Annotated in this window: 19 protein-coding genes and 2 pseudogenes; 9 read left to right on the forward strand and 12 right to left on the reverse strand. The window is 71.4% G+C overall.

Features of this window, described 5'->3' with window-relative positions; translation table 11 throughout:
* The first annotated feature begins 268 nt into the window (after positions 1–268).
* Positions 269–1,399 carry a helix-turn-helix domain-containing protein gene (locus ACFYW7_RS29995; RefSeq protein ID WP_389508042.1) on the forward strand — a complete coding sequence of 377 codons (1,131 nt, stop codon included), beginning with the start codon at positions 269–271 and terminating at the stop codon, positions 1,397–1,399.
* A 104-nt stretch (positions 1,400–1,503) separates the two neighbouring features.
* Positions 1,504–2,496: a porphobilinogen synthase gene (gene hemB / locus ACFYW7_RS30000; protein WP_389508044.1), complete on the forward strand. Its 993-nt coding sequence runs from the start codon at positions 1,504–1,506 to the stop codon at positions 2,494–2,496.
* A 53-nt stretch (positions 2,497–2,549) separates the two neighbouring features.
* Here the strand turns inward: hemB and ACFYW7_RS30005 are convergent, their stop codons facing one another.
* Positions 2,550–3,293 (reverse strand): DUF4232 domain-containing protein, encoded by a 744-nt coding sequence (locus ACFYW7_RS30005; protein WP_389508046.1) that lies wholly within the window; start codon positions 3,291–3,293, stop codon positions 2,550–2,552.
* 209 nt (positions 3,294–3,502) lie between these two features.
* On the opposite strand from ACFYW7_RS30005, the gene ACFYW7_RS30010 reads away from it, so the two are divergent.
* The 3 genes and pseudogenes from ACFYW7_RS30010 to ACFYW7_RS30020 all read left to right on the forward strand — a co-directional run bounded on the left by ACFYW7_RS30010 (position 3,503) and on the right by ACFYW7_RS30020 (position 6,470).
* Positions 3,503–4,927: a helix-turn-helix domain-containing protein gene (locus ACFYW7_RS30010; protein WP_389508048.1), complete on the forward strand. Its 1,425-nt coding sequence runs from the start codon at positions 3,503–3,505 to the stop codon at positions 4,925–4,927.
* 28 nt (positions 4,928–4,955) lie between these two features.
* Positions 4,956–5,112 (forward strand): annotated as a pseudogene (locus ACFYW7_RS30015) (SAM-dependent methyltransferase); the annotation flags it as partial.
* A 149-nt stretch (positions 5,113–5,261) separates the two neighbouring features.
* On the forward strand, positions 5,262–6,470 hold the full coding sequence (locus tag ACFYW7_RS30020) for a PLP-dependent aminotransferase family protein (RefSeq protein WP_389508050.1): 1,209 nt from the start codon (positions 5,262–5,264) through the stop codon (positions 6,468–6,470).
* Positions 6,471–6,476: 6 nt separating this feature from the next.
* Here ACFYW7_RS30020 and ACFYW7_RS30025 read toward each other — a convergent pair whose 3' ends face one another.
* Entirely contained in the window at positions 6,477–7,358 is an 882-nt protein-coding gene (locus ACFYW7_RS30025) for a DUF4253 domain-containing protein (protein ID WP_389508052.1), read from the reverse strand.
* A 199-nt stretch (positions 7,359–7,557) separates the two neighbouring features.
* Complete coding sequence (gene argS / locus ACFYW7_RS30030; protein WP_389508054.1) at positions 7,558–9,327, reverse strand: arginine--tRNA ligase; 1,770 nt, start codon at positions 9,325–9,327, stop codon at positions 7,558–7,560.
* A 163-nt stretch (positions 9,328–9,490) separates the two neighbouring features.
* Between argS and lysS the strand changes: the two genes are divergently transcribed.
* Positions 9,491–11,233 carry a lysine--tRNA ligase gene (gene lysS, locus ACFYW7_RS30035; RefSeq protein WP_389508056.1) on the forward strand — a complete coding sequence of 581 codons (1,743 nt, stop codon included), beginning with the start codon at positions 9,491–9,493 and terminating at the stop codon, positions 11,231–11,233.
* Between the two features lie 129 nt (positions 11,234–11,362).
* On the opposite strand, the gene ACFYW7_RS30040 is transcribed toward lysS, so the two are convergent.
* The 3 genes from ACFYW7_RS30040 to ACFYW7_RS30050 all read right to left on the reverse strand — a co-directional run bounded on the left by ACFYW7_RS30040 (position 11,363) and on the right by ACFYW7_RS30050 (position 14,843).
* Positions 11,363–12,772: a DUF2637 domain-containing protein gene (locus ACFYW7_RS30040; protein WP_389508058.1), complete on the reverse strand. Its 1,410-nt coding sequence runs from the start codon at positions 12,770–12,772 to the stop codon at positions 11,363–11,365.
* A 165-nt stretch (positions 12,773–12,937) separates the two neighbouring features.
* Positions 12,938–13,837 carry a DUF3558 family protein gene (locus ACFYW7_RS30045; RefSeq protein WP_389508060.1) on the reverse strand — a complete coding sequence of 300 codons (900 nt, stop codon included), beginning with the start codon at positions 13,835–13,837 and terminating at the stop codon, positions 12,938–12,940.
* Between the two features lie 148 nt (positions 13,838–13,985).
* On the reverse strand, positions 13,986–14,843 hold the full coding sequence (locus ACFYW7_RS30050) for a DUF3558 domain-containing protein (protein ID WP_389508062.1): 858 nt from the start codon (positions 14,841–14,843) through the stop codon (positions 13,986–13,988).
* Between the two features lie 203 nt (positions 14,844–15,046).
* On the opposite strand from ACFYW7_RS30050, the gene ACFYW7_RS30055 reads away from it, so the two are divergent.
* Positions 15,047–16,240 (forward strand): RtcB family protein, encoded by a 1,194-nt coding sequence (locus ACFYW7_RS30055; RefSeq protein ID WP_389508064.1) that lies wholly within the window; start codon positions 15,047–15,049, stop codon positions 16,238–16,240.
* A gap of 127 nt (positions 16,241–16,367) precedes the next feature.
* On the opposite strand, the gene ACFYW7_RS30060 is transcribed toward ACFYW7_RS30055, so the two are convergent.
* The 3 genes from ACFYW7_RS30060 to ACFYW7_RS30070 all read right to left on the reverse strand — a co-directional run bounded on the left by ACFYW7_RS30060 (position 16,368) and on the right by ACFYW7_RS30070 (position 17,800).
* Positions 16,368–16,541: a hypothetical protein gene (locus ACFYW7_RS30060; RefSeq protein WP_389508066.1), complete on the reverse strand. Its 174-nt coding sequence runs from the start codon at positions 16,539–16,541 to the stop codon at positions 16,368–16,370.
* Entirely contained in the window at positions 16,541–17,308 is a 768-nt protein-coding gene (locus ACFYW7_RS30065) for an SDR family NAD(P)-dependent oxidoreductase (protein WP_389508068.1), read from the reverse strand. Before ACFYW7_RS30065 ends, ACFYW7_RS30060 begins: the two co-directional genes overlap by 1 nt.
* A 153-nt stretch (positions 17,309–17,461) precedes the next feature.
* Positions 17,462–17,800, reverse strand: coding sequence for a YnfA family protein (locus ACFYW7_RS30070; RefSeq protein WP_389508071.1), 339 nt, complete (start codon positions 17,798–17,800; stop codon positions 17,462–17,464).
* A 362-nt stretch (positions 17,801–18,162) separates the two neighbouring features.
* On the opposite strand from ACFYW7_RS30070, the gene ACFYW7_RS30075 reads away from it, so the two are divergent.
* Complete coding sequence (locus ACFYW7_RS30075; RefSeq protein ID WP_389508074.1) at positions 18,163–18,660, forward strand: MarR family winged helix-turn-helix transcriptional regulator; 498 nt, start codon at positions 18,163–18,165, stop codon at positions 18,658–18,660.
* On the opposite strand, the gene ACFYW7_RS30080 is transcribed toward ACFYW7_RS30075, so the two are convergent.
* The gene (locus ACFYW7_RS30080; RefSeq protein ID WP_389508076.1) at positions 18,633–19,046 is read right to left on the reverse strand and encodes a winged helix-turn-helix transcriptional regulator; all 414 of its coding nucleotides are present in this window, start codon (positions 19,044–19,046) and stop codon (positions 18,633–18,635) included. The two genes, ACFYW7_RS30075 and ACFYW7_RS30080, sit on opposite strands and share 28 nt — an antisense overlap.
* A gap of 125 nt (positions 19,047–19,171) precedes the next feature.
* Between ACFYW7_RS30080 and ACFYW7_RS30085 the strand changes: the two genes are divergently transcribed.
* Complete coding sequence (locus tag ACFYW7_RS30085; protein ID WP_389508078.1) at positions 19,172–20,062, forward strand: NADP-dependent oxidoreductase; 891 nt, start codon at positions 19,172–19,174, stop codon at positions 20,060–20,062.
* A 106-nt stretch (positions 20,063–20,168) separates the two neighbouring features.
* Here ACFYW7_RS30085 and ACFYW7_RS30090 read toward each other — a convergent pair.
* Both ACFYW7_RS30090 and ACFYW7_RS30095 read right to left on the reverse strand, forming a co-directional pair.
* Positions 20,169–20,928, reverse strand: a pseudogene (locus ACFYW7_RS30090) (transposase family protein).
* A 40-nt stretch (positions 20,929–20,968) separates the two neighbouring features.
* Complete coding sequence (locus tag ACFYW7_RS30095) at positions 20,969–21,856, reverse strand: helix-turn-helix transcriptional regulator (RefSeq protein WP_389508080.1); 888 nt, start codon at positions 21,854–21,856, stop codon at positions 20,969–20,971.
* Between the last annotated feature and the right edge of the window lie 88 nt (positions 21,857–21,944).

A 21,944-nucleotide genomic window follows, 5' to 3' on the forward strand; every position in this document is an offset into this window, starting at 1 on the left:
GAGGCGTCCTCCGGTGCCGGAGGGGCCGGGGCGGCGGGCGGTAAAGGACCAAAGAATCCGGAGAAAAGACCCTCCAACCAACCAAACCCGGCTCGTTTCACACGAGCGGGTGAAACGGGCCGGTACGGGTGGCGCTCGGGTGGTTCGGACGTGCACGCTCGCCGCAGGCACCATCCACAACTCCACATCCCCACACATGCTTCGGCCCCCGCCGGGACGGCAATCCCAGTGCGAGGGCCTGACCAACGAGGAAGCGAAACCCTTCCCCATGGCTGTGTCCAAGCTTATCGATGCCCTGCGCCCGAGTCAGGGACTACGGCGCAACGCCACCCACTCCGGTGTCACCCACGTACGTGAGTACCAGCCCGACCGGTACACGATCGTCGGCAACCACCTCGCCCAGCACCGGGGGCTCTCCGCGACCGCGATCGGGATCGCCGTGCACATCCTGTCGCTGCCCGAGGGCGCACGGGTCGACATCCGCAGCCTCGCCGAGCGGTTCCCCGAGGGGCGGGCCCGGATCGCCTGCGCGCTGCGGGAGTTGGAGGCGCGCGGCTATGTCGATCGGGTGCGCGAACGGCTCCCCTCCGGGCAGATGGTCACGCGTACGTACGCCTTCCACGCCCCCGCGCTGACCCGGGCCCGGCGGGATGCGGCCCCGGCCCCGGCGGCCCAGGCGCCCCCGGTATCCCCGGCCGCCCTGACATCCCCGGCGGTGGCGGTGACACCGCCCTCGAACCTCGCGGTCCCGTACGCAACGCCCTCCTGCGCAATGGTCCCGGACCTCCCGGTCCCGAGCCTCCCCGTCATGGACCTCCCGGTGCCGGGCCTTCCCGCCTCCGGTGCCGTGCCCGTACCGGACGAGGCATCCGACGCCGCAGGCGTCCGAGGACCGGCCACCGGCGCCGATCCCGCATTCGCCGAGTCCACCGATGGGGCCGCCGCCGAGCCGGGGCCGTCCCGCGGCGAGCACCGCGACCAGGCCGAAGCGCTGCTCGCCGGGCTGCGCCGGACCGACATCCGGCTGACCCTGTCCGGGCGGGAGGTCCGGCGGCTGGCTCCCCTGGTCGGTGCCTGGTTCGAGAACGGTCTGGGCAGGGCGTCGGTGATCCACGCCCTGACCGACGACCTTCCCCCTCATGTGCGGCACCCGGCCGGCTTCCTCCGCAACCGGCTGCTGGACTCGCTTCCACCGGCGCTGCCGTCCCCTCCGGGGACCGGCGAGGGCGGGCCGCTCCCGAATCGGCAACCGCCCCGGCCATCCGCCATGACGGATTGCGAAGGCGGCTGCGACAGGGCCTTCAGAGCACCGTTCCGGGGAGCGTGGTGCCGTGACTGCCGTGCCGCCCGGCCCGGGGAGGCGCCCGTGGCTCCGGCGGACGTCACCGTCCTCGGCTGAGTCCGAAGGCCCCGATCGCTTGTCGTCCTCCGGGCCCAGATGTCCTTCGCGCTCCGACGCCCAGTCGGTAAAGGGGCCCCCGTGGCGGGCGTAGCGTAGATGTCATGACGAAGTACGGATCCTTCCCCGGTTCGCGTCCGCGTCGACTGCGGACCACCCCCGTCATGCGGCGCATGGTCGCCGAGACCCGGCTGCACCCGGCCGACTTCATCCTCCCCGCGTTCGTCCGCGAGGGTGTGAGCGAGCCGGTGCCGATCGGGTCGATGCCCGGGGTGGTGCAGCACACGCGGGACAGCCTGAAGAAGGCGGCGCTCGAGGCGGTGGAGGCCGGAGTCTCCGGGATCATGCTCTTCGGCGTGCCCGAGGAGTCGAAGAAGGACGCGCAGGGGACGCCGGGTACCGACCCGGACGGGATTCTCCAGGTGGCCCTGCGCGACGTGCGCGCCGAGGTCGGCGACGACCTGCTGGTGATGTCCGACCTGTGTCTGGACGAGACCACCGACCACGGGCACTGCGGTGTGCTCGACGACCAGGGCCGGGTCGACAACGACGCGACCCTGGAGCGGTACGCCGAGATGGCCCAGGTGCAGGCGGACGCCGGCGCCCACGTGGTCGGCCCGAGCGGCATGATGGACGGACAGATCGGTGTCGTCCGCGACGCGCTCGACCAGATCGGGCGCGAGGACGTGGCGATCCTCGCCTACACGGTCAAGTACGCCTCCGCCTTCTTCGGGCCCTTCCGGGAGGCCGTCGGCTCGTCCCTCAAGGGGGACCGCAAGACGTACCAGCAGGACCCGGCGAACGCACGGGAGTCCATGCGGGAGCTGGCGCTGGACCTGGAGGAGGGCGCCGACATGGTGATGGTGAAGCCCGCCGGTCCCTACCTCGACATCCTCGCCCGCGTCGCCGACGTGTCCCACGTGCCGGTCGTCGCCTACCAGATCTCCGGCGAGTACTCGATGGTCGAGGCCGCCGCGGAGAAGGGCTGGATCGACCGGGACAAGGCCATCCTGGAGTCCCTGACCGGCATCAAGCGCGCCGGTGCGCAGAACATTCTCACGTACTGGGCGACCGAGGTCGCGCGGAACCTCCGCTAGCCTCCCCGCGGGGCGGGGCGGTTCCGCGCGACCGTGGCCGGGGCCGCGCCCGCTCAGTACGCGAGCGCGTCGTCCAGGCCCTGCTGCCAGTACGTCACCGTGAGCTTGTCGTCGATGTAGACGCCCTTTGCGGGGAGGGCCGGAGTGGCGCTGCGGCCCTTGTCGAAGCCGATCTCCAGAGTCTTGGCGGTGTAGCCGTTGCCCCCGCTGCCGTCGGCGGCCGACAGCAGTACACCCGCGTATCCGGACTCGCCGGGGGCGAGGGTCACGACCGCCTGCGGGTGTGTCTCCTCCGCGACCGGCGGGACGGCCTGGGCCTCGGCGAACCGGGCGATCGGATAGCCGGTCAGGTCGCAGTTCCTCGTGCCGGTGTTGGTGACGGTGAGCAGCAGGTGGTTGAGCGGACGGGACACCGCGGTCGCGGTGGCCTTCGTCGTGGAGCCGTCGCAGACGACGTTCCTGGTGCCGGCCTGCCCGGTGGAGCCGGTCTTGGAGCCGGTGCCGTTCTTCTTGCCGGAGCCCTGTGTGGAGCCGACGGCCGGGGACGTGCTCTTCGAGCCGCCCGAGCCGCCCGAGCCTCCGGTCGAGCTCGCGGTGCCGTTGTCCGCGGGCTTCGCCGTCGAACCCGCGTCTGCCGTCGGTCCGCTCGGCTGCGCCGAGGAAACGGACGTGTCGGCCGGGCCTTCGCCGCGTACGCCGTTGCCGTCGTTGCACGCCGTCAGAGTCAGCGCGGCGAGTGCGACCGCCGTGGCGGCGAGGAAGCGGGTACGGGCGGTGCGTGCGGTGCGTGCGGACATGGTGATCCCCCTGGGGTGTCGCTGGTGGGTCGGCCGCTCGACCGGTCGGCGGGAGCGGCGTGCTTGGATGACCGAAGCTTGTGCGGTGTTCCGTCCCGGCGACCACCATCGCCGGGGTGTTCGGGACGCCGGAACGTTCGCGCAGGGTCTGAGCTGGGAAAACAGTGTCGCCCTGGAACACGGTCCGGGACGCGGGGGATGGAGGAACGGTGGCGGGGGACGAGTTCGCGGGATTACTGCGGGAGCTGAAGGCGCGGTCCGGGCTCAGTTACGGGGTGCTCGCCAAACGGCTGCACGTGAGCACGTCCACGTTGCACCGGTACGTCAACGGGGATGCCGTACCGACGGATTACGCGCCCGTGGAGCGCCTCGCGCGTATGTGCCGGGCAACTCCGGAGGAGCTGATCGAGCTGCACCGGAGCTGGGTCCTCGCGGACGCGCTGCGGAGGCAGAAGACCCCGGGCGCGGGGACCCCGCCAGGATCGGCAGCGGCAGCGGCGACGGCGCCGGCCGCGGTCCCGGGAGGCGACGGGGACGGCGCCGAGGCGGGCACGGACGAGGGAGCCGGCTCTGCCCCGGGTGACGGGGCGGCGGCCGGGAGCACGACGGGTTCGGTGCCACGGGTGGGGCGGGAGGCCGTGGCCCCGGATCCGGCTTCGGCGTCCGTGCCCGGGTCGGAGCCGGTGCGCGTGCCGGTGTCGGCGCAGGAGCCGACGAAACGGAACCGGCGGGCTCTGCTGCTCGCCGGTGCCGTCGCCGTCGCGCTGACCGCGATCGTGTCCACCGCACTGGCCGTTCACTTCGGGTCGGGCGGAGGCGACGACGACTCCAAGGGAGAGGCCACCGCCCTCGGCGTGCCGCAGACCGCGGGGACCCGGGGCGGGCAGGGCGCCCGTTCGACGCCCGAGGCCCACCAGGGATCGGCCTCGGCGTCCGCCTCGCACGGTGGCAGTCCCAAGGCATCCGCCCCGTCGATCGGTGGACCCGTCCCGCAGGACAGCGCGGCCGGGGGCGGCGCGGCCGAGGACGGCGCGGGCGCACCGGCCGTCGTCGCCGACGCGTACAAGTGGGACACCCCGTGCAGCCAGCACTACCTGGTGAACCGGGACGCCCCGCAGGTGCCGCCGCCGCCGCCGAACGAGTCGGACGCGCGCGGCTGGGTCACCGCGCTCGGCGGGGTCGCGAGCGGGGAGCAGATGCTCGCCCTGACGGTGCAGGGCACGGGCAGAGCGACCGTCGTCGTGGAAGCACTGCACGTGCGGGTGGTGCGGAAGGACGTTCCACTCGCTTGGAACGACTACGTGATGGGCGTGGGCTGCGGCGGAGGTGTCGAGACGAAGTCGTTCACCGTGGACCTCGACGCGGGGCAGCCCGGGACCGCGCTCAAGGGCGGACAGCGGGACTTCCCGTACAAGGTCAGCGAGTCCGACCCTGAGGTCTTCTACGTGTTCGCGGACGCACAGGCGCACGACGTGAGCTGGTACCTGGAACTCGACTGGTCCAGCGGGACGAAGAGCGGCACGGTGCGCGTCGACGACCACGGGAAGCCGTTCCGGACGAGCGGGAACACAGGCCGGCCCGCGTACAACCATCCGCTGGGCGGCAGCGAGTGGGTACCGGCTCCCTCCGAGTGATCGGGACGCCACCAAGTCCCTTCAGAAGTTCGGCACCGGGCTGCCCGCCCAGGAGAACGTCCACCAGATCGGCCAGCGGATCACCCCGGACGCGAGGGTCGTGTACGTCGACGACGACCCGGTGGTCCTCGCCCACGCGCGCCCTGTTCACCAGCGGGCCCGAGGGGCGCACGGACTGCATCGAGAAGGTCCGGTTCCGGCCCGGAGGCACCCGGCGCCGACTGGCCGTCCGTATAACGGAATTGGCGGGTGTAGAGGGCACGCATCCGCCTAGGGTGCGGGTACGAGCCGGGCCCGGCGACGGGACCGCCCGCCAGGACAAGGAGCCGTCACCGTGACCGTCACCGAACCCGCCGCCACGACCGCCCCCGTGCCCCCGCTCGCCGCCCGGGCCACCGCGATCGGCGGTTCGCCGGTGCGGGACATCCTCGCGGTCACGGCACGCCCCGAGGTGATCAACTTCGCGGGCGGGCTGCCCGCCCCGGAGCTGTTCGACGCGGACGGCATCGCGGCCGCGTACCGCGACGTCCTCGCCGAGGAGCCCGAGCGGGCCCTCCAGTACTCGACGACCGAGGGCGAACCCGTGCTGAGGGCGGCGCTCGCCGAGCGGACCGCCGTCCGCGGACTGCCGACCGGCCCCGACGACGTCCTGGTCACCACCGGTTCGCAGCAGGCGCTGTCGCTGCTGGCCACCGCCCTGCTGGAACCCGGCGACACCGTCCTGGTCGAAAGTCCCTGCTACCTGGCGGCACTTCAGGCGTTCGCCTTCGCCGGGGCACGGGTGCTGGCCGTGCCGGGCGACGACGACGGCATCGACCCGGTGGCACTCGACGAACTGGTGGCCCGGGAGCGGCCGAAGCTGCTCTACACCGTGCCCACCTTCCAGAATCCGACCGGACGCACCCTGTCGGCCGACCGGCGGGCCGCCGTCGCCCGCGTCGCCGCCGCCCGCGGGCTGTGGATCGTCGAGGACGACCCCTACGGAGAGCTGCGCTTCGAGGGCGAGCGGGTTCCGTGGATCGCCTCCTACGAGGGTGCCGAGGACCGGACCGCGCTGCTCGGATCCTTCTCCAAGGTGATGGCACCCGGCCTGCGGCTGGGCTGGCTGCGGGCCCCCGCGGCCCTGCGGCGCGCGTGCGCCGTCGCCAAGCAGGCCGCCGACCTGCACACCCCGACCGTCAACCAGCTCGCCGCCGCCCGCTATCTCGCCGACCGCGACCTGGACGCCCATGTGGCCCGCGTCGCCGCCGTCTACCGCGAGCGCCGCGACGCCATGCTCACGGGCATCGGCGACGCCCTCCCGGCCGGTTCGACGTGGACCCGGCCGGAGGGCGGCATGTTCCTCTGGGCACGCCTGCCCGAGTCGTACGACACCACGGCCCTGCTCCGGAGCGTCGTGGAACGCGGGGTGGCCTACGTGCCCGGCGCGCCCTTCCACGCGGGCACGCCGGACACGGCGACCCTGCGCCTGTGCTTCGTCACGCAGACCCCGGCCGAGATCGCGGAGGGGTTGCGCCGGCTCGCCCTGGGGCTGCGCGGCTGAGCCCGCTCAGTCCCACCAGAAGGACCACACCTCCTCGTCCAGCACCTCCTGCTCGGCGTACGCCTTCAGGGTCGTGTGGTGGCCCTGGGTGATGTTGTCCGGGCAGAAGGCGAAGTGCTCCGCGGCGACCGCCTCGGCCTCCGCGAGGGTGGTCGGCGGGGCCGCCACGGACAGCACCAGCTGGTCGAAGGTGAGGGCCACCACGCGTATGCCGAAGCGGTCCTCCCATGAGCGGAGGACGGCGCACAGGCGCGCCACGTCGTTCTCGTGGTTCATGGGGCCGGTCCAGCCGAGGGCCGCGGGGATGTCGGCGCTGCGGCGCGCCGGAACCAGGGCCAGCCGGGGCCGCTTCAGCCAGGAGCCGGGGCCCGCCAGGTGCTCCGCGATCTCCGCTGCGCGGGCGTCCGGGTCCGCCTCCGGCACGGGGGCGGCGGCCAGGCCGGGCCACACCGGCCCGTACGGCGCGATCGTCTCGTCGAGGCCCGGCTGCTCCCCGAAGACCTCGACGACCCGCGCCCTGCCCGGGTAGTCCTGGTCCGAGTCGAGCTCGTCGGCCACGTACTCCTCCCAGTACTCGGCCAGCACGTCGTCGGCGTCGTGGTCACCGGGGTACGACATCTCGTCGGGCATCAACTCCCAGTCCCCCGGGCCGTTCCGCGCGCCGCCCGCGTCGACGACCACCGGGAGCAGACCGGACGCCCGCGCGGGGCCGGCCAGCGCCGACCAGGCCCCGGGTGCCGCCGTGTCCTCGGCGTGCCACAGCAGCGGCTCGTGCCACGGGCCGTCGTCTGTCGCGTCGATCAGTCTCCCGGGCGGGAGGTCCAGTCCGAGCGCGCGCCCGCTCGGATCTGCCGTCAGCCGCGGCAGCGCATTGGGAAGTGTCGCCATGCCGGTGACTGTAGGGGCCGCCACTGACAGCGGGACCGGGGGCCGGGCGGGTTCGGGGCGACGGCGGCGCAGCCGCGCTGCACGGCACGATCCCTTCCTACGCCTGACAGACGGGCGGCCCCGGCGGAACGGTGATGTCCACCGTCCCGCCGGGGCCGCCCCCGCGTCACTCCGGCCCGGAGTACCCGGGCACGGGCGGTCAGAGCCGCTCGGGCGTCCTGATGCCCAGCAGGGACATGCCCCGGTGGAGCGTGCGGGCCGTCAGGTCGCACAGGAAGAGGCGGTTCTCCGCGACCTCCTGCGCCGGGGCCGGCTTGATGACCGGGCACTGGTCGTAGAACGTCGTGTAGAGCGAGGCCAGTTGGTACAGGTACGCCGCCAGCTTGTGCGGGGCGTACTCGGCCGCGACCTCCTCCAGCGTCTCGCCGAACCGGTCCAGGTGCAGGCCCAGCGCCCGCTCCGCCGGGGCCAGTTCGAGCTCCGGGTGGGCGACCGGCGTACGATCGCCCGCCTTTCCGAAGATCGACCGGATACGGGCGTACGCGTACTGGAGGTACACGGACGTGTCGCCGTTCAGCGAGACCATCTGGTCCAGGTCGAACTTGTAGTCCCGCACGGCGGACGTGGAGAGGTCCGCGTACTTCACGGCGCCGATGCCGACGTACCGGCCGTTCTCCTCGATCTCCGGCTCGCTCAGGCCCACCTTCTCGGCCTTCTCCCGCACCACGGCCGTCGCCCGGTCGATCGCCTCGTCCAGCAGGTCCACCAGCCGGACCGTCTCGCCCTCACGGGTCTTGAACGGCTTGCCGTCCTTGCCCAGCACCGTGCCGAAGGCCAACTGGTGCGCCTTCACGTCGTCGTTCAGCCAGCCGGCCCTGCGCGCGGTCTCGAAGACCATCTTGAAGTGCAGGGACTGCCGGGCGTCCACGACGTAGATCAGGCTGTCGGCCTTCAGGTTGACGACACGGTCGCGGATCGCGGACAGGTCGGTCGCCGCGTAGCCGTAACCACCGTCCGACTTCTTCACGATCAACGGCACCGGATTGCCGTCCGGGCCCTTCACGTCGTCGAAGAACACGCACAGCGCGCCGTCCGAGCGGACCGCCACGCCCGACTCCTCCAGGAGGCGGCACGTCTCGTCCAGCATGTCGTTGTAACCGGACTCGCCCACCACGTCCGCGTCGACGATCTCCATGTCCAGCTTGTCGAAGACCGAGTAGAAGTAGATCTTCGACTCGTCCACGAACTTCTGCCACATGGCCAGCGTCTCGGGCTCGCCCGCCTGGAGGTCCACCACCCGGCGCCGCGCCCGCGTCTTGAACTCCTCGTCGGAGTCGAAGAGCGAACGAGCCGCCTTGTACAGGCGGTTCAGGTTCGACATGGCCTCCTCGCCGGAGACCTCGCCGCCCTTGTGGTCCAACTCGTGGGGGTGCTCGATCAGATACTGGATGAGCATGCCGAACTGGGTGCCCCAGTCGCCGATGTGGTGCCGCCGCACGACGGACTCACCGGTGAACTCCAGGATCTGCGTCACCGCGTCACCGATCACCGCGGACCGCAGATGCCCGACGTGCATCTCCTTCGCCACGTTCGGCTGCGCGTAGTCGATCACCGTCGTGCCCGGGTGCTCCGCGAGGGGCACCCCGAGGCGCTCACCGTCCGCGTACCGCTCCGCCAGGTTCATCGTGATCGCCCGGTCGGTGACGGTGAGGTTCAGGAAGCCGGGCCCGGAGACCTCGATGTCCTTGATCACGTCACCCGCCACGACCCCCGCCACGACCTGTGCCGCCAGCTCGCGCGGATTCGCCTTCGCCTTCTTGGCGAGGGCCAGGATCCCGTTGGCCTGGAAGTCGGCCCGGTCGCTTCGGCGCAGCAGCGGGTCCGCGGCACCGGCCTCCGGCAGAGCTGCCGAGAGGGCGTCCGCGAGGCGCTGATGGACGGAAGCGGTGATGGACGTGACCGAGGCCATGGAGTGGCTGCCGTTTCTGCTCGGGTTCCGGAGACTCTGAATACAAAGAATCTGAGTACAAGGAAAGCCAGTATCCCACGTGGTGAAAAGCCGTTTTCGCGGTTGAGGTCCTAGCTGGGAGAATGGTCGGGTCAGGCCGTACTGGCGTATGAGAAAGAAGGACGTGCCGATCGTGGCTCAGAGCACCGAGACCACCGACTGGGTCTCCCGTTTCGCGGACGAGGTCATCGAGGAGTCGGAGCGCCGGGCCCCGGGCAAACCGGTCGTCGTCGCGTCCGGCCTCTCCCCGTCCGGCCCGATCCACCTCGGCAACCTCCGCGAGGTCATGACCCCGCACCTCGTCGCCGACGAGATCCGCCGCCGCGGGCACACCGTGCGCCACCTCATCTCCTGGGACGACTACGACCGCTACCGCAAGGTTCCGGCGGGCATCGCGGGCATCGACGAGTCGTGGGCCGAGCACATCGGCAAGCCGCTGACCGCCGTCCCGGCCCCCGCGGGCTCGGCGTACGCGAACTGGGCCGAGCACTTCAAGGCCGCGATGACCGAGGCGCTCGCCGAACTCGGCGTCGAGTACGACCCGATCAGCCAGACGGAGCAGTACACCTCCGGCGCCTACCGCGAGCAGGTCCTGTTCGCGATGAAGCACCGCGGCGACATCGACGCGATCCTGGAGCAGTACCGCACCAAGAAGGCCCCCGCCAAGAAGCAGCAGGGCCAGAAGCCCGTCGACGAGGCCGAGCTGGAAGCCGCCGAGGGTTCGGGCGCCGCCGCCGAGGACGACGGCAGCTCCACCTCCGGGTACTACCCGTACAAGCCCTACTGCGGGCAGTGCGGCAAGGACCTCACCACCGTCACGTCCTACGACGACACGACGACCGAGCTGACCTACACCTGCACCGCCTGCGACTTCTCCGAGACGGTCCTGCTCAGCGAGTTCAACCGCGGCAAGCTCGTCTGGAAGGTCGACTGGCCCATGCGCTGGGCCTACGAAGGCGTGATCTTCGAGCCGAGCGGCGTCGACCACTCCTCCCCGGGCTCCTCCTTCCAGGTCGGCGGGCAGATCGTCGGGATCTTCGGCGGCAAGCAGCCCATCGGACCCATGTACGCCTTCGTCGGCATCTCCGGCATGGCGAAGATGTCCAGCAGCAAGGGCGGGGTCCCCACCGCGTCCGACGCGCTCCAGATCATGGAGCCCCAGCTGCTGCGCTGGCTGTACGCCCGCCGCCGCCCCAACCAGTCCTTCAAGATCGCCTTCGACCAGGAGATCCAGCGGCTCTACGACGAGTGGGACAAGCTCGCCGGCAAGGTCGCCGACGGCTCGGTCCTCCCGGCCGACGCCGCCGCGTACAGCCGTGCCGTGGGCACCGCCGCCGGGGAGCTGCCTCCGACCCCCCGCCCGATGGCGTACCGCACCCTCGCCTCCGTCGCCGACATCACCGCCGGCGCCGAGGACCAGACCCTGCGGATCCTGAGCGAGCTCGACCCGGAGAACCCGCTCACCTCCCTGGACGAGGTCCGGCCCCGGCTCGACAAGGCCGAGACCTGGATCAACACCCAGGTGCCGGCCGAGGAGCGCACCGTCGTGCGCGACGAGCCCGACGTCGACCTGCTGAAGTCCCTCGACGACCAGGGCCGCGAGTCGCTGCGCCTGCTCGCCGACGGACTGGAGGCCAACTGGTCCCTGGACGGCCTCACCCACCTCGTCTACGGCGTTCCCAAGGTCCAGGCCGGCTTCCCCGCCGACGCCACCGCCAAGGAACTCCCGGCCGAGATCAAGGTCGCCCAGCGCACCTTCTTCGCGCTGCTCTACCACCTGCTCGTCGGCCGCGACACCGGGCCGCGCCTGCCCACGCTGCTGCTCGCCGTCGGACAGGACCGGGTGCGCAAGCTGCTCAGCGCGTAGCGGCTCCGGACGCGGATACGAGGAAGGGGGCCCGGTGATCACCGGGCCCCCTTCTCGTCTTCCTCGTCTTCCGCATCCGCGTCCGGGCCCACGCGCCGGGCCCATGACGGCCCGGCACCCGCCCACCGCCTACGCGATGTGGTTCTCCTCCAGCTCCGCGTTGAAACGGTTCTGGAAACGGTTCATGTAGCGCCGCAGCTCGCCGTCCGTGAGTGTCACACCGAACGTGGCCTCGACGTTGCCGCCGAACTCACCCTTCGTCGGCAGACCCTGGCCGGGCATTATCGACTGACGGAACACCTGGTAGAAGCTCTCCTCGCGGGACTTCTCGTCGTCCAGCGGCGACTGCTCCTCCCGCTGGGACGGGATGTTCAGCGGCTCGGGACCGCCGCCCTCACCCAGCTGGCGCGTACGGCCGGGACCCGCCGGGATCGGGAACGTGCCCGTCTCCTCGGGGCCGGGCTCGTACGCCTGCGCCTGCTGCTCGGCGAACCACTGCTGGTACTGCTCCTCCGGCGCGTACGTCGGGTCGTAGCCGCCGTCGTACGGGATCTCCTGAGGGTCGGCGGGGGTGGCGAACCAGGGGTTCGCGTTCGGCACCTCGGCCTGGCCCTGGTACGGCTCCTGGTACTGGCCCTGACCCTGGTACCGGCCTTGGCCCGCGTACTGACCGTCCTGCTGGCCCTGCTGGCCCTGTGGGCCCTGCTGGACGGGCTCGGGCGGCAGCGGGCGCGCCGGGGATCCGGTCGGCTCCAGCACCAGGGGCCCGGGCGCCGCGGGGGCGACGGGAGCGGCGGCGGCAGGGGCGGACGCCTGCGCCGGTGCGGGTGCCGGCGGCAGCAGCGCGGGCTCGATGCCGGCCGCCGCCAGACCCGAGGGGGCCGTCTCGGACAGGGGGACGCCGTAGCGGGCCAGGCGCAGTGGCATCAGGGACTCCACCGGGGCCTTGCGGCGCCAGGAGCGGCCGAAGCGGGACTGGAGACGGGCCTGGTAGATCAGGCGGTCCTGCTCCAGCTTGATGACCTGCTCGTAGGAGCGCAGCTCCCACAGCTTCATGCGGCGCCACAGCAGGAACGTCGGGACCGGGGAGAGCAGCCAGCGGGTGAGGCGGACCCCCTCCATGTGCTTGTCGGCCGTGATGTCGGCTATGCGGCCGATCGCGTGCCGGGCCGCCTCGACCGAGACCACGAACAGGATCGGGATCACGGCGTGCATGCCCACGCCCAGCGGGTCCGGCCAGGCCGCCGCGCCGTTGAAGGCGATCGTCGCCATCGTCAGCACCCAGGCGGTCTGGCGCAGCAGGGGGAACGGGATGCGGATCCAGGTGAGCAGCAGGTCCAGAGCGAGCAGGACGCAGATACCCGCGTCGATGCCGATCGGGAAGACGTAGCTGAAGTTCCCGAACCCCTTCTGGATCGCCAGCTCACGGACTGCCGCGTACGAACCGGCGAAGCCGATCCCGGCGATGACGACCGCACCGGCGACGACCACGCCGATGAGAATCTTGTGCATCCGTGTCAGCTGTATGGGCCCGGCCACCTGCACTCCCCTCCGCTTGCGTGTTGTTGCGCGCAACAGAGTGGCACATGTGTGTGGCGTACGGATGCGCGGTATGGCAGGAGCCCGGTCCCCCGAGCGGACCGGGCGCCCACAATTGTCCTGTCGGCGTGCTGAGTCGAGCCCCGGACCAGGCCGGGGCGGGGGTCAGTCCTTCTTCGTCGCCGACTTCGACGGCGAAGCGCTCCCGGAGCCGCTCTTGGCGCTGCCCTTGGACGCCGAGGCCGACGGCGCCTTCGAGGCGGACGGCTTCTTCGACGCGGACGCCGACGGCGATTCCGAGGAGGGCGCGCTCGCCGCGCCGCCGCCCCCGTTCGCGGCGGCCACCGAGGCGACCGCCTCCTTCGTGGCCTTCTCGGCGGCCTTCAGCAGATCGGCGGCGGCCGGGGTCTTCTCGCCCGCGAGACCGGCACCGTTGTAGTCGAGGGTGACGACCACGTTCTCGACGCGCGCCACGATCGTCTGCTGCTTGAAGGAGCCTTCCTTCTTCTTCAGGTCGTACCGCACGGCCGTCGCCTCGTCGCCCGTTCCGGCGACCGGCTCCGACTTGACGGCCTTCGCGTCGGTCACCGACTGCGCGCCGGTGACCTGCTTCGCGAAGTACGCGTGCGCCTGCTCCTCGCCCGTGCCGCGCGCGTCCGAGTCGAACCGCAGCAGCGCGACGTTCAGCCAGCGGAACTGAGAACCCTTCACCCCGTTGTTGTCGAGGCTGCTCCAGTTGCAGTTGCCACGCTGAGCCGTGTCGTCCGACGCGCCTTCCTTGCCCGACTTGCTACCCTTCGGGACGAGTTCGCCCAGGGTCTTCTTCGACAGCACCGAGCACGGCTCGGGAAGCGCCGCGTAGGCGGCGGGCTGGACGGCTTCGGCGGTGGCACTCTCGGAGACCGTCGCGCCCGGGGCCGCGCTCGCGCTCTTCTGCGCGTCGCCACCGGAGTCGGAGTCCGAGGAACAGCCTGCGGCGACGAGCATCACCGGGACGGCGGCTGCGCTGACGAGGATGCGGGTGAGTCGCGGTGATCGGCCTACTCGCTGTACTGGTCGGTGCATGGTTCCTTCACTCGTGGCGCTCGTGATGACGGCCGCACATGGAACGTGCGACCGGTCAGGTCCGAGGGGCCACGGTACGCGGTGAGGTGCCTGGGCGTTTCCTGTTCGGGGGGTTTGCGCCGGGGCCCCCGCGGGTGCGCCCGAGCCGCTAGTCGTTGAGTTCGTCGGCCAGCCGCCGCGCCAGTTTCAGCGCCCTGTCCTGCAGTTCTTCGCTGTCCGGGGTGTCCGTGGAGGAGGCCGGCTGCTCGGCGTATTCGATCGTCACGATCACGTTGGACGTGCGGAACACCACAGTCACCGTGCGCTGATGGGCCGTCGAGGAGCCGGTGCTCAGCCTGTCGTCGAGGTAGGCCTGCTCGCCGAGATTCTCGAGGACGCGCGGCTGGAGGGCGGCGGGCGTGGGCGAGGGGGAGGCGGAGCCGGCGGGCGCGGAAGGAGCGCCGGAGGCGTCGTCGGCACCGCCGCTGTCGCCGCTCTCTTCGGCGGCCGGCGCGCCGCTGCCGGCACTGTCGCTCGGGCTCGGGCTCGCGCCGTCCTCGGAGGCGGACGCGTCGGGCTCGGGAAGGTCGGCCGCCGTCTGCCGGGTGGTGTAGAGCTCCTCGGCCTTGTCGTCGTCGCTCACCGCGTTGTCGTACGAGACCACACGCTCGAAGTCGATGAAGAGGTGGTCGGTGGCGGAGGCCGACTCCACCTTCCAGTTGCAGCCGTCACGCCGGTCCGTGTTGAACGTGACGGTCGCCTCACCCGCGTACAGCCGCTCCTGCTGCCTCTCGTCGGAGCTCTCCGCGATGCCCGGCAGCAGGGTGTCGAGGGTGTCGTGATCGGCCGCCGCGCACGCCTGCGGAAGGGTGCGGTACCTGCCCGGCTGGGCCGCCGGAGCCGTCGTGCCGGAGTCGCCGCTCTTGGAGTCCGGGGCCGAACTCCCCTCGCCCGAACCGCCCGTGCAGCCCGCGAGCAATGCCGCGAGGAGCACGGCGGCGCCTGATACGTACGCCTTCCGCTGCACGGTCAGGCTCCTCTCGACGGTTCCCGACGGCGCTTCGGCCCGGGTGTCCTGTGGTTATTCGGTTGCCGCACGAGGGCGGCACCTGGAGACAATGTGTATCGCACGCACGGCCGTGGACGCTGGTCCGTTGTCCCATACGTCGACCTAGGCGCCGGTTTTGCGATTTAAGACTTCTGTTGTTTTCCGTGGGGGTAGAGGGCGAAATGTCGTACGTAGAGGTTCCGGGCGCGAAGGTTCCCATCCGCATGTGGGCCGATCCCGCGTCCGTCGAGGATGTCGCGCTCCGGCAGCTCCAGAACGTGGCGACCCTGCCCTGGATCGAGGGGCTCGCCGTCATGCCGGACGTCCACTACGGCAAGGGCGCCACGGTCGGCTCCGTCATCGCGATGCGCGACGCGGTGTGCCCGGCCGCGGTCGGTGTCGACATCGGCTGTGGGATGTCCGCGGTCAGGACCTCGCTCACGGCCAACGACCTCCCCGGCGACCTCTCGCGACTCCGGTCGAAGATCGAGGAGGCCATCCCGGTGGGCCGGGGGATGCATGACTCCCCGGTCACCCCGGACCGCTTCCACGGGCTCGCCACGGCCGGGTGGGACGGCTTCTGGGGGCGGTTCGACGGGGTGGCGGAGGCGGTGAAGTTCCGCCAGGACCGGGCTGTCAAGCAGATGGGGACGCTGGGCGGGGGGAATCACTTCGTAGAGGTTTGCGTTGATATGTCCGATTCGGTATGGCTCATGCTGCACTCCGGTTCCCGGAACATCGGCAAGGAACTGGCCGAGCACCACATCGGTGTCGCGCAGAAGCTCCCGCACAACCAGGGCCTGGTCGACCGGGACCTCGCCGTCTTCGTCGCGGACACGCCCCAGATGGCGGCGTACCGCAACGACCTCTTCTGGGCCCAGGAGTACGCGAAGCACAACCGCACGCTCATGATGGCGCTCCTGAAGGACGTGGTCCGCAAGGAGTTCAGGAAGGCGAAGCCGATCTTCGAGCCGGAGATCTCCTGCCACCACAACTACGTGAACGTCGAGCGCTACGACGGCATGGACCTGCTCGTCACCCGCAAGGGAGCCATCAGCGCGCGGGCCGGGGAGTTCGGGATCATCCCGGGCTCGATGGGGACCGGTTCGTACATCGTGAAGGGCCTCGGAAACGAGAAGTCCTTCAACTCGGCCTCGCACGGCGCGGGTCGGCGCATGAGCCGGAACGCCGCGAAGCGGCGCTTCTCGACGAAGGACCTGGAGGACCAGACGCGGGGCGTGGAGTGCCGCAAGGACTCCGGCGTCGTGGACGAGATCCCGGGCGCCTACAAGCCGATCGAGCAGGTCATCGAGCAGCAGCGCGACCTGGTGGAGGTCGTGGCGAAGCTCAAGCAGGTCGTCTGTGTGAAGGGCTGAGGCGCCGGGAGTCGGTCTTCCGGAGTCGAACTGCCCGAAGGGCCCGAGCCGTTGACGGCTCGGGCCCTTCGCGTCAGGTGTCCGGGGGGTGTGCTCCGGAGCGGTGTCCGGTGGCCCTGACGGTGGGTCACTTCGCGTGGAGGACCGCGTAGATCATGACGAAGGCCACGATGTGGATGCCGAAGAGGAAGTACGCGAGGTAGTACCAGACGTACCGTTCGCGCTTCTTCTCCAGGGCCAGGCGGGCCTGTTCGCCCTCGTCCGCGCGGGGGCGCTCCTCGGGGGACGCCGGGGCCGGCATCACAGTTCCCTGTGGACCTTCGTGTTGGACGCCTGCGCTCGGGGGCGGACGACGAGGAGGTCGATGTTCACGTGGCTGGGGCGGGTGACGGCCCACGTGATCGTCTCGGCGACGTCGTCGGCGCTGAGCGGCTGGGCCACGCCCGCGTAGACCTTCGCGGCCTTCTCGGTGTCGCCGCCGAACCGGGTCAGGGCGAACTCGTCGGTCTTGACCATGCCGGGGGCGACCTCGATGACCCGGACGGGCGTGCCGACGATCTCCAGGCGCAGCGTCTCCGCGAGGACGTGCTCGGCGTGCTTGGCGGCGACGTAGCCGCCACCGCCCTCGTACGTGCCGTGGCCCGCGGTGGAGGAGAGGACGACGACCGTGCCGTCCTCGCTCGCGGTGAGCGCCGGGAGGAGGGCCTGGGTGATGTTCAGGGTGCCGATGACGTTCGTCTCGTACATCTGGCGCCACTGGGACGGGTCGGCCGTCGCGATCGGGTCGGCGCCGAGCGCGCCGCCCGCGTTGTTGACCAGGACGCCGATCGTCTTGAACGCCGACGCGAACTCGTCGACCGCCGTGCGGTCCGTGACGTCCAGGGCGTACGCGGTGGCCTGGCCGCCCGCCGCGGTGATCTCCTCCGCCAGCGCCTCGATGCGGTCCTTGCGGCGGGCGGTGAGGACGACGCGGTAGCCCGCGGCCGCCAGCTGCCGGGCCGTGGCGGCGCCGATTCCGCTGCTTGCACCGGTGACGACGGCGATACGGGACGCGGCGGCGGGGGTCATACGGCTGCTCCTTGGCGGTGGCTCGGGTGGCTCCGGGGTGTTCTCCGGCAAGGATAGGTGGGCGGGGGTGGGGGTGCCGGGGCGGTCGATCGGCGGGGGTGCGGGCGAGGGCGGGGTGCTGGGGCGCCGTGGGCCGGGCGTTCCGGGGGCGGGTCAGTTGCCGCCGCGGGGGGCGTACATGATCACGGCCATTCCGGCCAGGCAGATCAGGGCGCCGGTGATGTCCCAGCGGTCGGGGCGGTAGCCGTCCGCGACCACGCCCCAGGCGATGGAGCCGGCCACGAACACTCCGCCGTACGCGGCGAGGACGCGGCCGAACTCGCCCTCCGGCTGGAGGGTGGCGACGAAGCCGTACAGGCCGAGGGCCATCACGCCGGCGCCGATCCAGAGCCGGCCGCGGTGTTCGCGTACCCCTTGCCAGACGAGCCAGGCGCCGCCGATCTCCAGGAGTGCGGCGAGGGCGAAGAGGAGCGCGGAGCGGGCGATCAGCATGGGGGTCACTCTGGCAGGGCCCGGTTCACGTCGGCGGCTGGGGCGGGGCCGTGCCGGTGCATCCGCCCGTCGCCGTCGGGTGAGGTGGGGGCGTCGGTGGCGACGGGCCTGCGATGCACTACCGGCACGGCCCCTCGCGCCGGATCCCGACCGCGGGTGCGTCGTGGTGGCGGGCTGTCCGAGTGGTTCGGCCCCTCCGGCGTTCGAGGAGCGGGGTCCGGGGTGGAGCCCCGGGTACGGGACGGGCAGGGGCGGCGGGGCGAAGGAAGGTGGAGGGGCAGGGCCCTCGCCGCATTGGTCGGCGCCGGTGGGGCGGGGGGTGGCGTCGTACGATTTTGGTTCGGTGCGGTGGAAGGGGCGGCATGGCTGGGGAAGCGCGGGAGCGGCTGCTGGGGGAACTGGCGGTCGTGTCGCGGCGGTACATGGCCTCGTACGCCCTCTTCAACCAGGCCCTCGCCGACCATGTCGGGCTGCATCCGACGGACGTGCAGTGCGTGAACCTGCTCAGTCTGGAGGAAGGGCCGGTGACCACCGGGCGGATCGCCGCGATGACGGGGCTGACGACGGGGTCGGCCACGCGGCTGGTGGACCGGCTGGAGAAGGCGGGCTACGTCGTTCGGGAGCGCGACGTGGTCGACCGGCGGCGCGTGCTGGTCGCGACCGTGCCCGAGAAGATCGCCGAGTTCGGCCGGATGTGGCGGCGGCTGGGCGGCGGCTGGTACGGCCTCTTCGAGGGCCTCGGCGACGACGAGATCGCCCTCATCATCGGGCACATGCGGCGCACCGTCGACTTCAGCGCCGAGCAGGTCGCGCGGCTGCGTTCCGGGGAGTTTCAGGAGCCCTCGGGCGAGCCGTCGTAGCGTTCGCGGGCCTCGACGACCTCCTCGATGTGGTGCTCCGCCCAGTCCTTGACGGCGGTGAGCAGGCAGCTCAAGTTGGCGCCCAGCGGGGTGAGTTCGTAGTCGACGCGGACCGGCACGGACGGCGTGACCGTGCGGGAGACGATGCCGTCGCGCTCCAGGGAACGCAGGGTCTGCGTCAGCATCTTGGGGCTGACGCCCGCGATCTTGCGGCCGAGGCCGCTGTAGCGCATGGGCCCGCCGGCGTCGGCGAGCGCGCTCACGATCAGGCTGACCCACTTGTCGCTGATGCGGTCCAGGAGCTGGTTGGTGGGGCAGCTCTTGATGAACGCGTCGTACTCGACACGGGCCTGTTGGCGCCGCTCGGCCGCCGTCGTGGTCGCCATGGCTCACCTCCGGGTGACATACGCACTTCCAGGTGCCTACTTACTTATGGATAGTAACTCTTCCTAGGGTTGTTGCAGCGGGTGAGAGACCCGGAACGAACGGCCTACGGATGGGGTGAGCAGGTATGCGTGCTGCGGTGGTGACGGAGTTCGGTGGTCCGGAAGCGGTGGAGATCGTCGAGGTCGCCGTGCCGGAGCCGGGGGCCCGGCAGGTGCGGATCAAGGTGGCGGCGGCCGCGGTCAATCCGGTGGACGCCGGGACGCGTGCCGGTGTCTTCGGGGGCGCGGGCGAGCGGCTGGGTCTCGGCTGGGACGTGGCGGGCGTGGTGGAGGCGGCCGGGGGCGCCTCGGGGTGGAACGCGGGTGACGAGGTGGTGGCGCTGGCCTACGGGACCGCCAAGTCCCTCGGTACGCACGCCGAGTACGTGGTGGTCGACGCCGATGCCGTGGCCGCGGCCCCGCGCACGGTCGACGCGGCCCATGCGGCGACTCTGCCGCTGAACGCCCTGACCGCGGCCCAGGCCCTGGACCGGCTGGCCCTGGAGCCGGGGCAGAGCCTGCTGGTCACGGGTGCCGCGGGGGCGGTCGGCGGCTACGTCGTGCAGCTCGCCGCCCGGCTCGGGGTGAGCGTGACCGCGCTGGCCAGGGAGGACGACGAGGAGCTCGTACGGTCGCTGGGGGCCGACCGGTTCGTGTCGGGCGCGGTGGCCCCGGGGAGTGTCGACGCGGTGCTCGACGCGGCGATCCTGGGTGCGGACGCGCTGGAGTGGGTGCGGGACGGGGGCGCGTTCCTGGGGGTCATCCCGGGGGCCCACCCGGCGTCCGTGCGCGGCGTGCGGACCGGCGCCGTGGAGGTGGCCGCCGACGGGGCCCGGCTCGCCCGGCTGGTGGAGCTCGTCGACGAGGGGGCGCTGACGACCCGGGTGGCCGGGACGTACGCGCTCGACGAGGCCGTCAAGGCGCACGCGCGCCTCTCGGAGGGCGGGCTGCGGGGCCGGCTGGTGCTCACTCCCTGAGTGACCGGGTGACCGAGTCCGGAAGGGCCCGTGGTGGCTGGGGATCTGGAGAGTGTTGCACAAGGTCCTTCTCGAGCAGGTCGGAGTGGGTGCTTGACCTGGTGTTTCACCCGGTGAGGGCGAGGTTGTGCATGGTGGCGACGGCTTGGACGGCGTGGTGGAGGCTGTCGCCCTTCTGACGGCAGTCGCGAAGGATCTTCCAGTTCTTCATGCGGGCGAAGGTGTGCTCGACACGGGCCCTCACCCGTCGGTGTTCGGCGTTGTCCTGCTCCTGCCCGCGCAGGAGGGGCCGTCCGGCTCTCTTGCGGTGCGGGACGATCAGCCCGGTGCCCAGGTAGGCGCCGTCCGCGAGCACCGTCACTCCGGCCGCCGCGGCCAGCAGATCCGACTCGCGCCAGACGTGGGCGTCGGCCTTGTTGCCCGGCGCGGGCCGGGCCGAGGCGATGACCAGACGCGTGTCGGCGTCGATGACGACCTGCACGTTCGCCGAGAACCGGTAGTTGCGGCTCGAGGCGCCGATCTTCCGGTCACGGACCGGGATCAGGGTGCCGTCCACGATCCACAGACGTTCGATGTCCGCCATCGGCCGTGGCGCAGGCTCCAGGGCAAGCAGCGGGCCAAGCCGCTGGACGACCCGGCAGACCGTCGCCGAGGAGATGCCGAACAGCGGGGCGAGCTGGCGCATCGTGAGGTTGGTGCGGTAGTGGACGGCCACCAGCAGGACCCGGTCCGCCAGCGGCAGGCACCACGGCCGACCGCCGCCCGGCCCGTTCCCGCACCACCTTCACCAGCTTCGCGAACCGGTCCATCCGCAGCCCGGTGAACGTCTCCACCCACAGCGGATCAGCCCTCGACACCCCACCCATACAGGAGAAATGCCCTGATCATGACCTTGTGCAACACTTTTCAGCCCTGTCTCCGGGAGGGTGAGACGGGCGCCGTCTCGCCGGAACCGACGGACGGGCCGGAGGCGGCGAGGTCGAGGAGCGTCATCTTGTCGTGGTCCGGGCTGCCGGGCGGCGCCATGTAGATGATGAGGCGCTGGCCTTGTGCGCGGTTGAGGGACAGCCCTTCGTGCGAGAGCGTCATCGTGCCGACCTCCGGGTGTCGGAGCGTCTTCTCGCCGTCGCCGATCGTGTGCACCTCGTACCGCTCCCAGAGCCGGTTGAAGTCGGGGCTCTTGACGATCAGCTCACCTACGAGTGCGGCGAGATCCGGGGCGTCCGGATCGGTGCCGGCGATCGCCCGCAACTGGGCGACGCACCCCTTGGCCTTCTGTTCCCAGTCCGCCCACAGCTCGCGGGCAGCTGGGTGCAGGAAGGTGTACCGGACGGTGTTCCGCTGCCGCTCCGGCCAGTCGGCGATGCCGTGGAGCAGCCGCAGCCCGCCGGGATTGGCCGCCAGCAGGTCGTTGGTGCGGCTCACGACGTACGCCGGGTTGGGCCGGAGCGTCTCCAGAAGCTGCGTGACGGTCGGACGGACCCGCCGTGACGGCAGGGGACGGGGCTCGGGCGCACGCCGCGCCGCCCGCGCCGCCAGCTCGTGCAGGAAGCCGTTCTCCTCCTGGTCGAGGCGGAGCGCGTCGGCCAGCGCCTCGACCACGGAGGGGCTCGGACGGGTCTCCTTACCGCGTTCCAGACGTATGTAGTAGTCGATGCTCACACCGGCCAGCGCCGCCAGCTCCTCCCGGCGCAGACCCGGCGTACGGCGCGTGCCGGTTCCGGCGGGCAGTCCGACGTCTGCCGGGCGTATGTCGCCACGGCGAGCCCGCAGAAATTTCCCGAACTCGGTCATGCCGTCATTCTGTCAGCGTGTGATCAGGGGTCCAGCCCGGAGCCTGGCCCTGTCACACCCACCTATGGCGCGCCCCGGAAGATCACGG

Origin of the sequence: Streptomyces sp. NPDC002580 (genome assembly GCF_042889485.1) — a bacterium.
Lineage (GTDB): Bacteria > Actinomycetota > Actinomycetes > Streptomycetales > Streptomycetaceae > Streptomyces.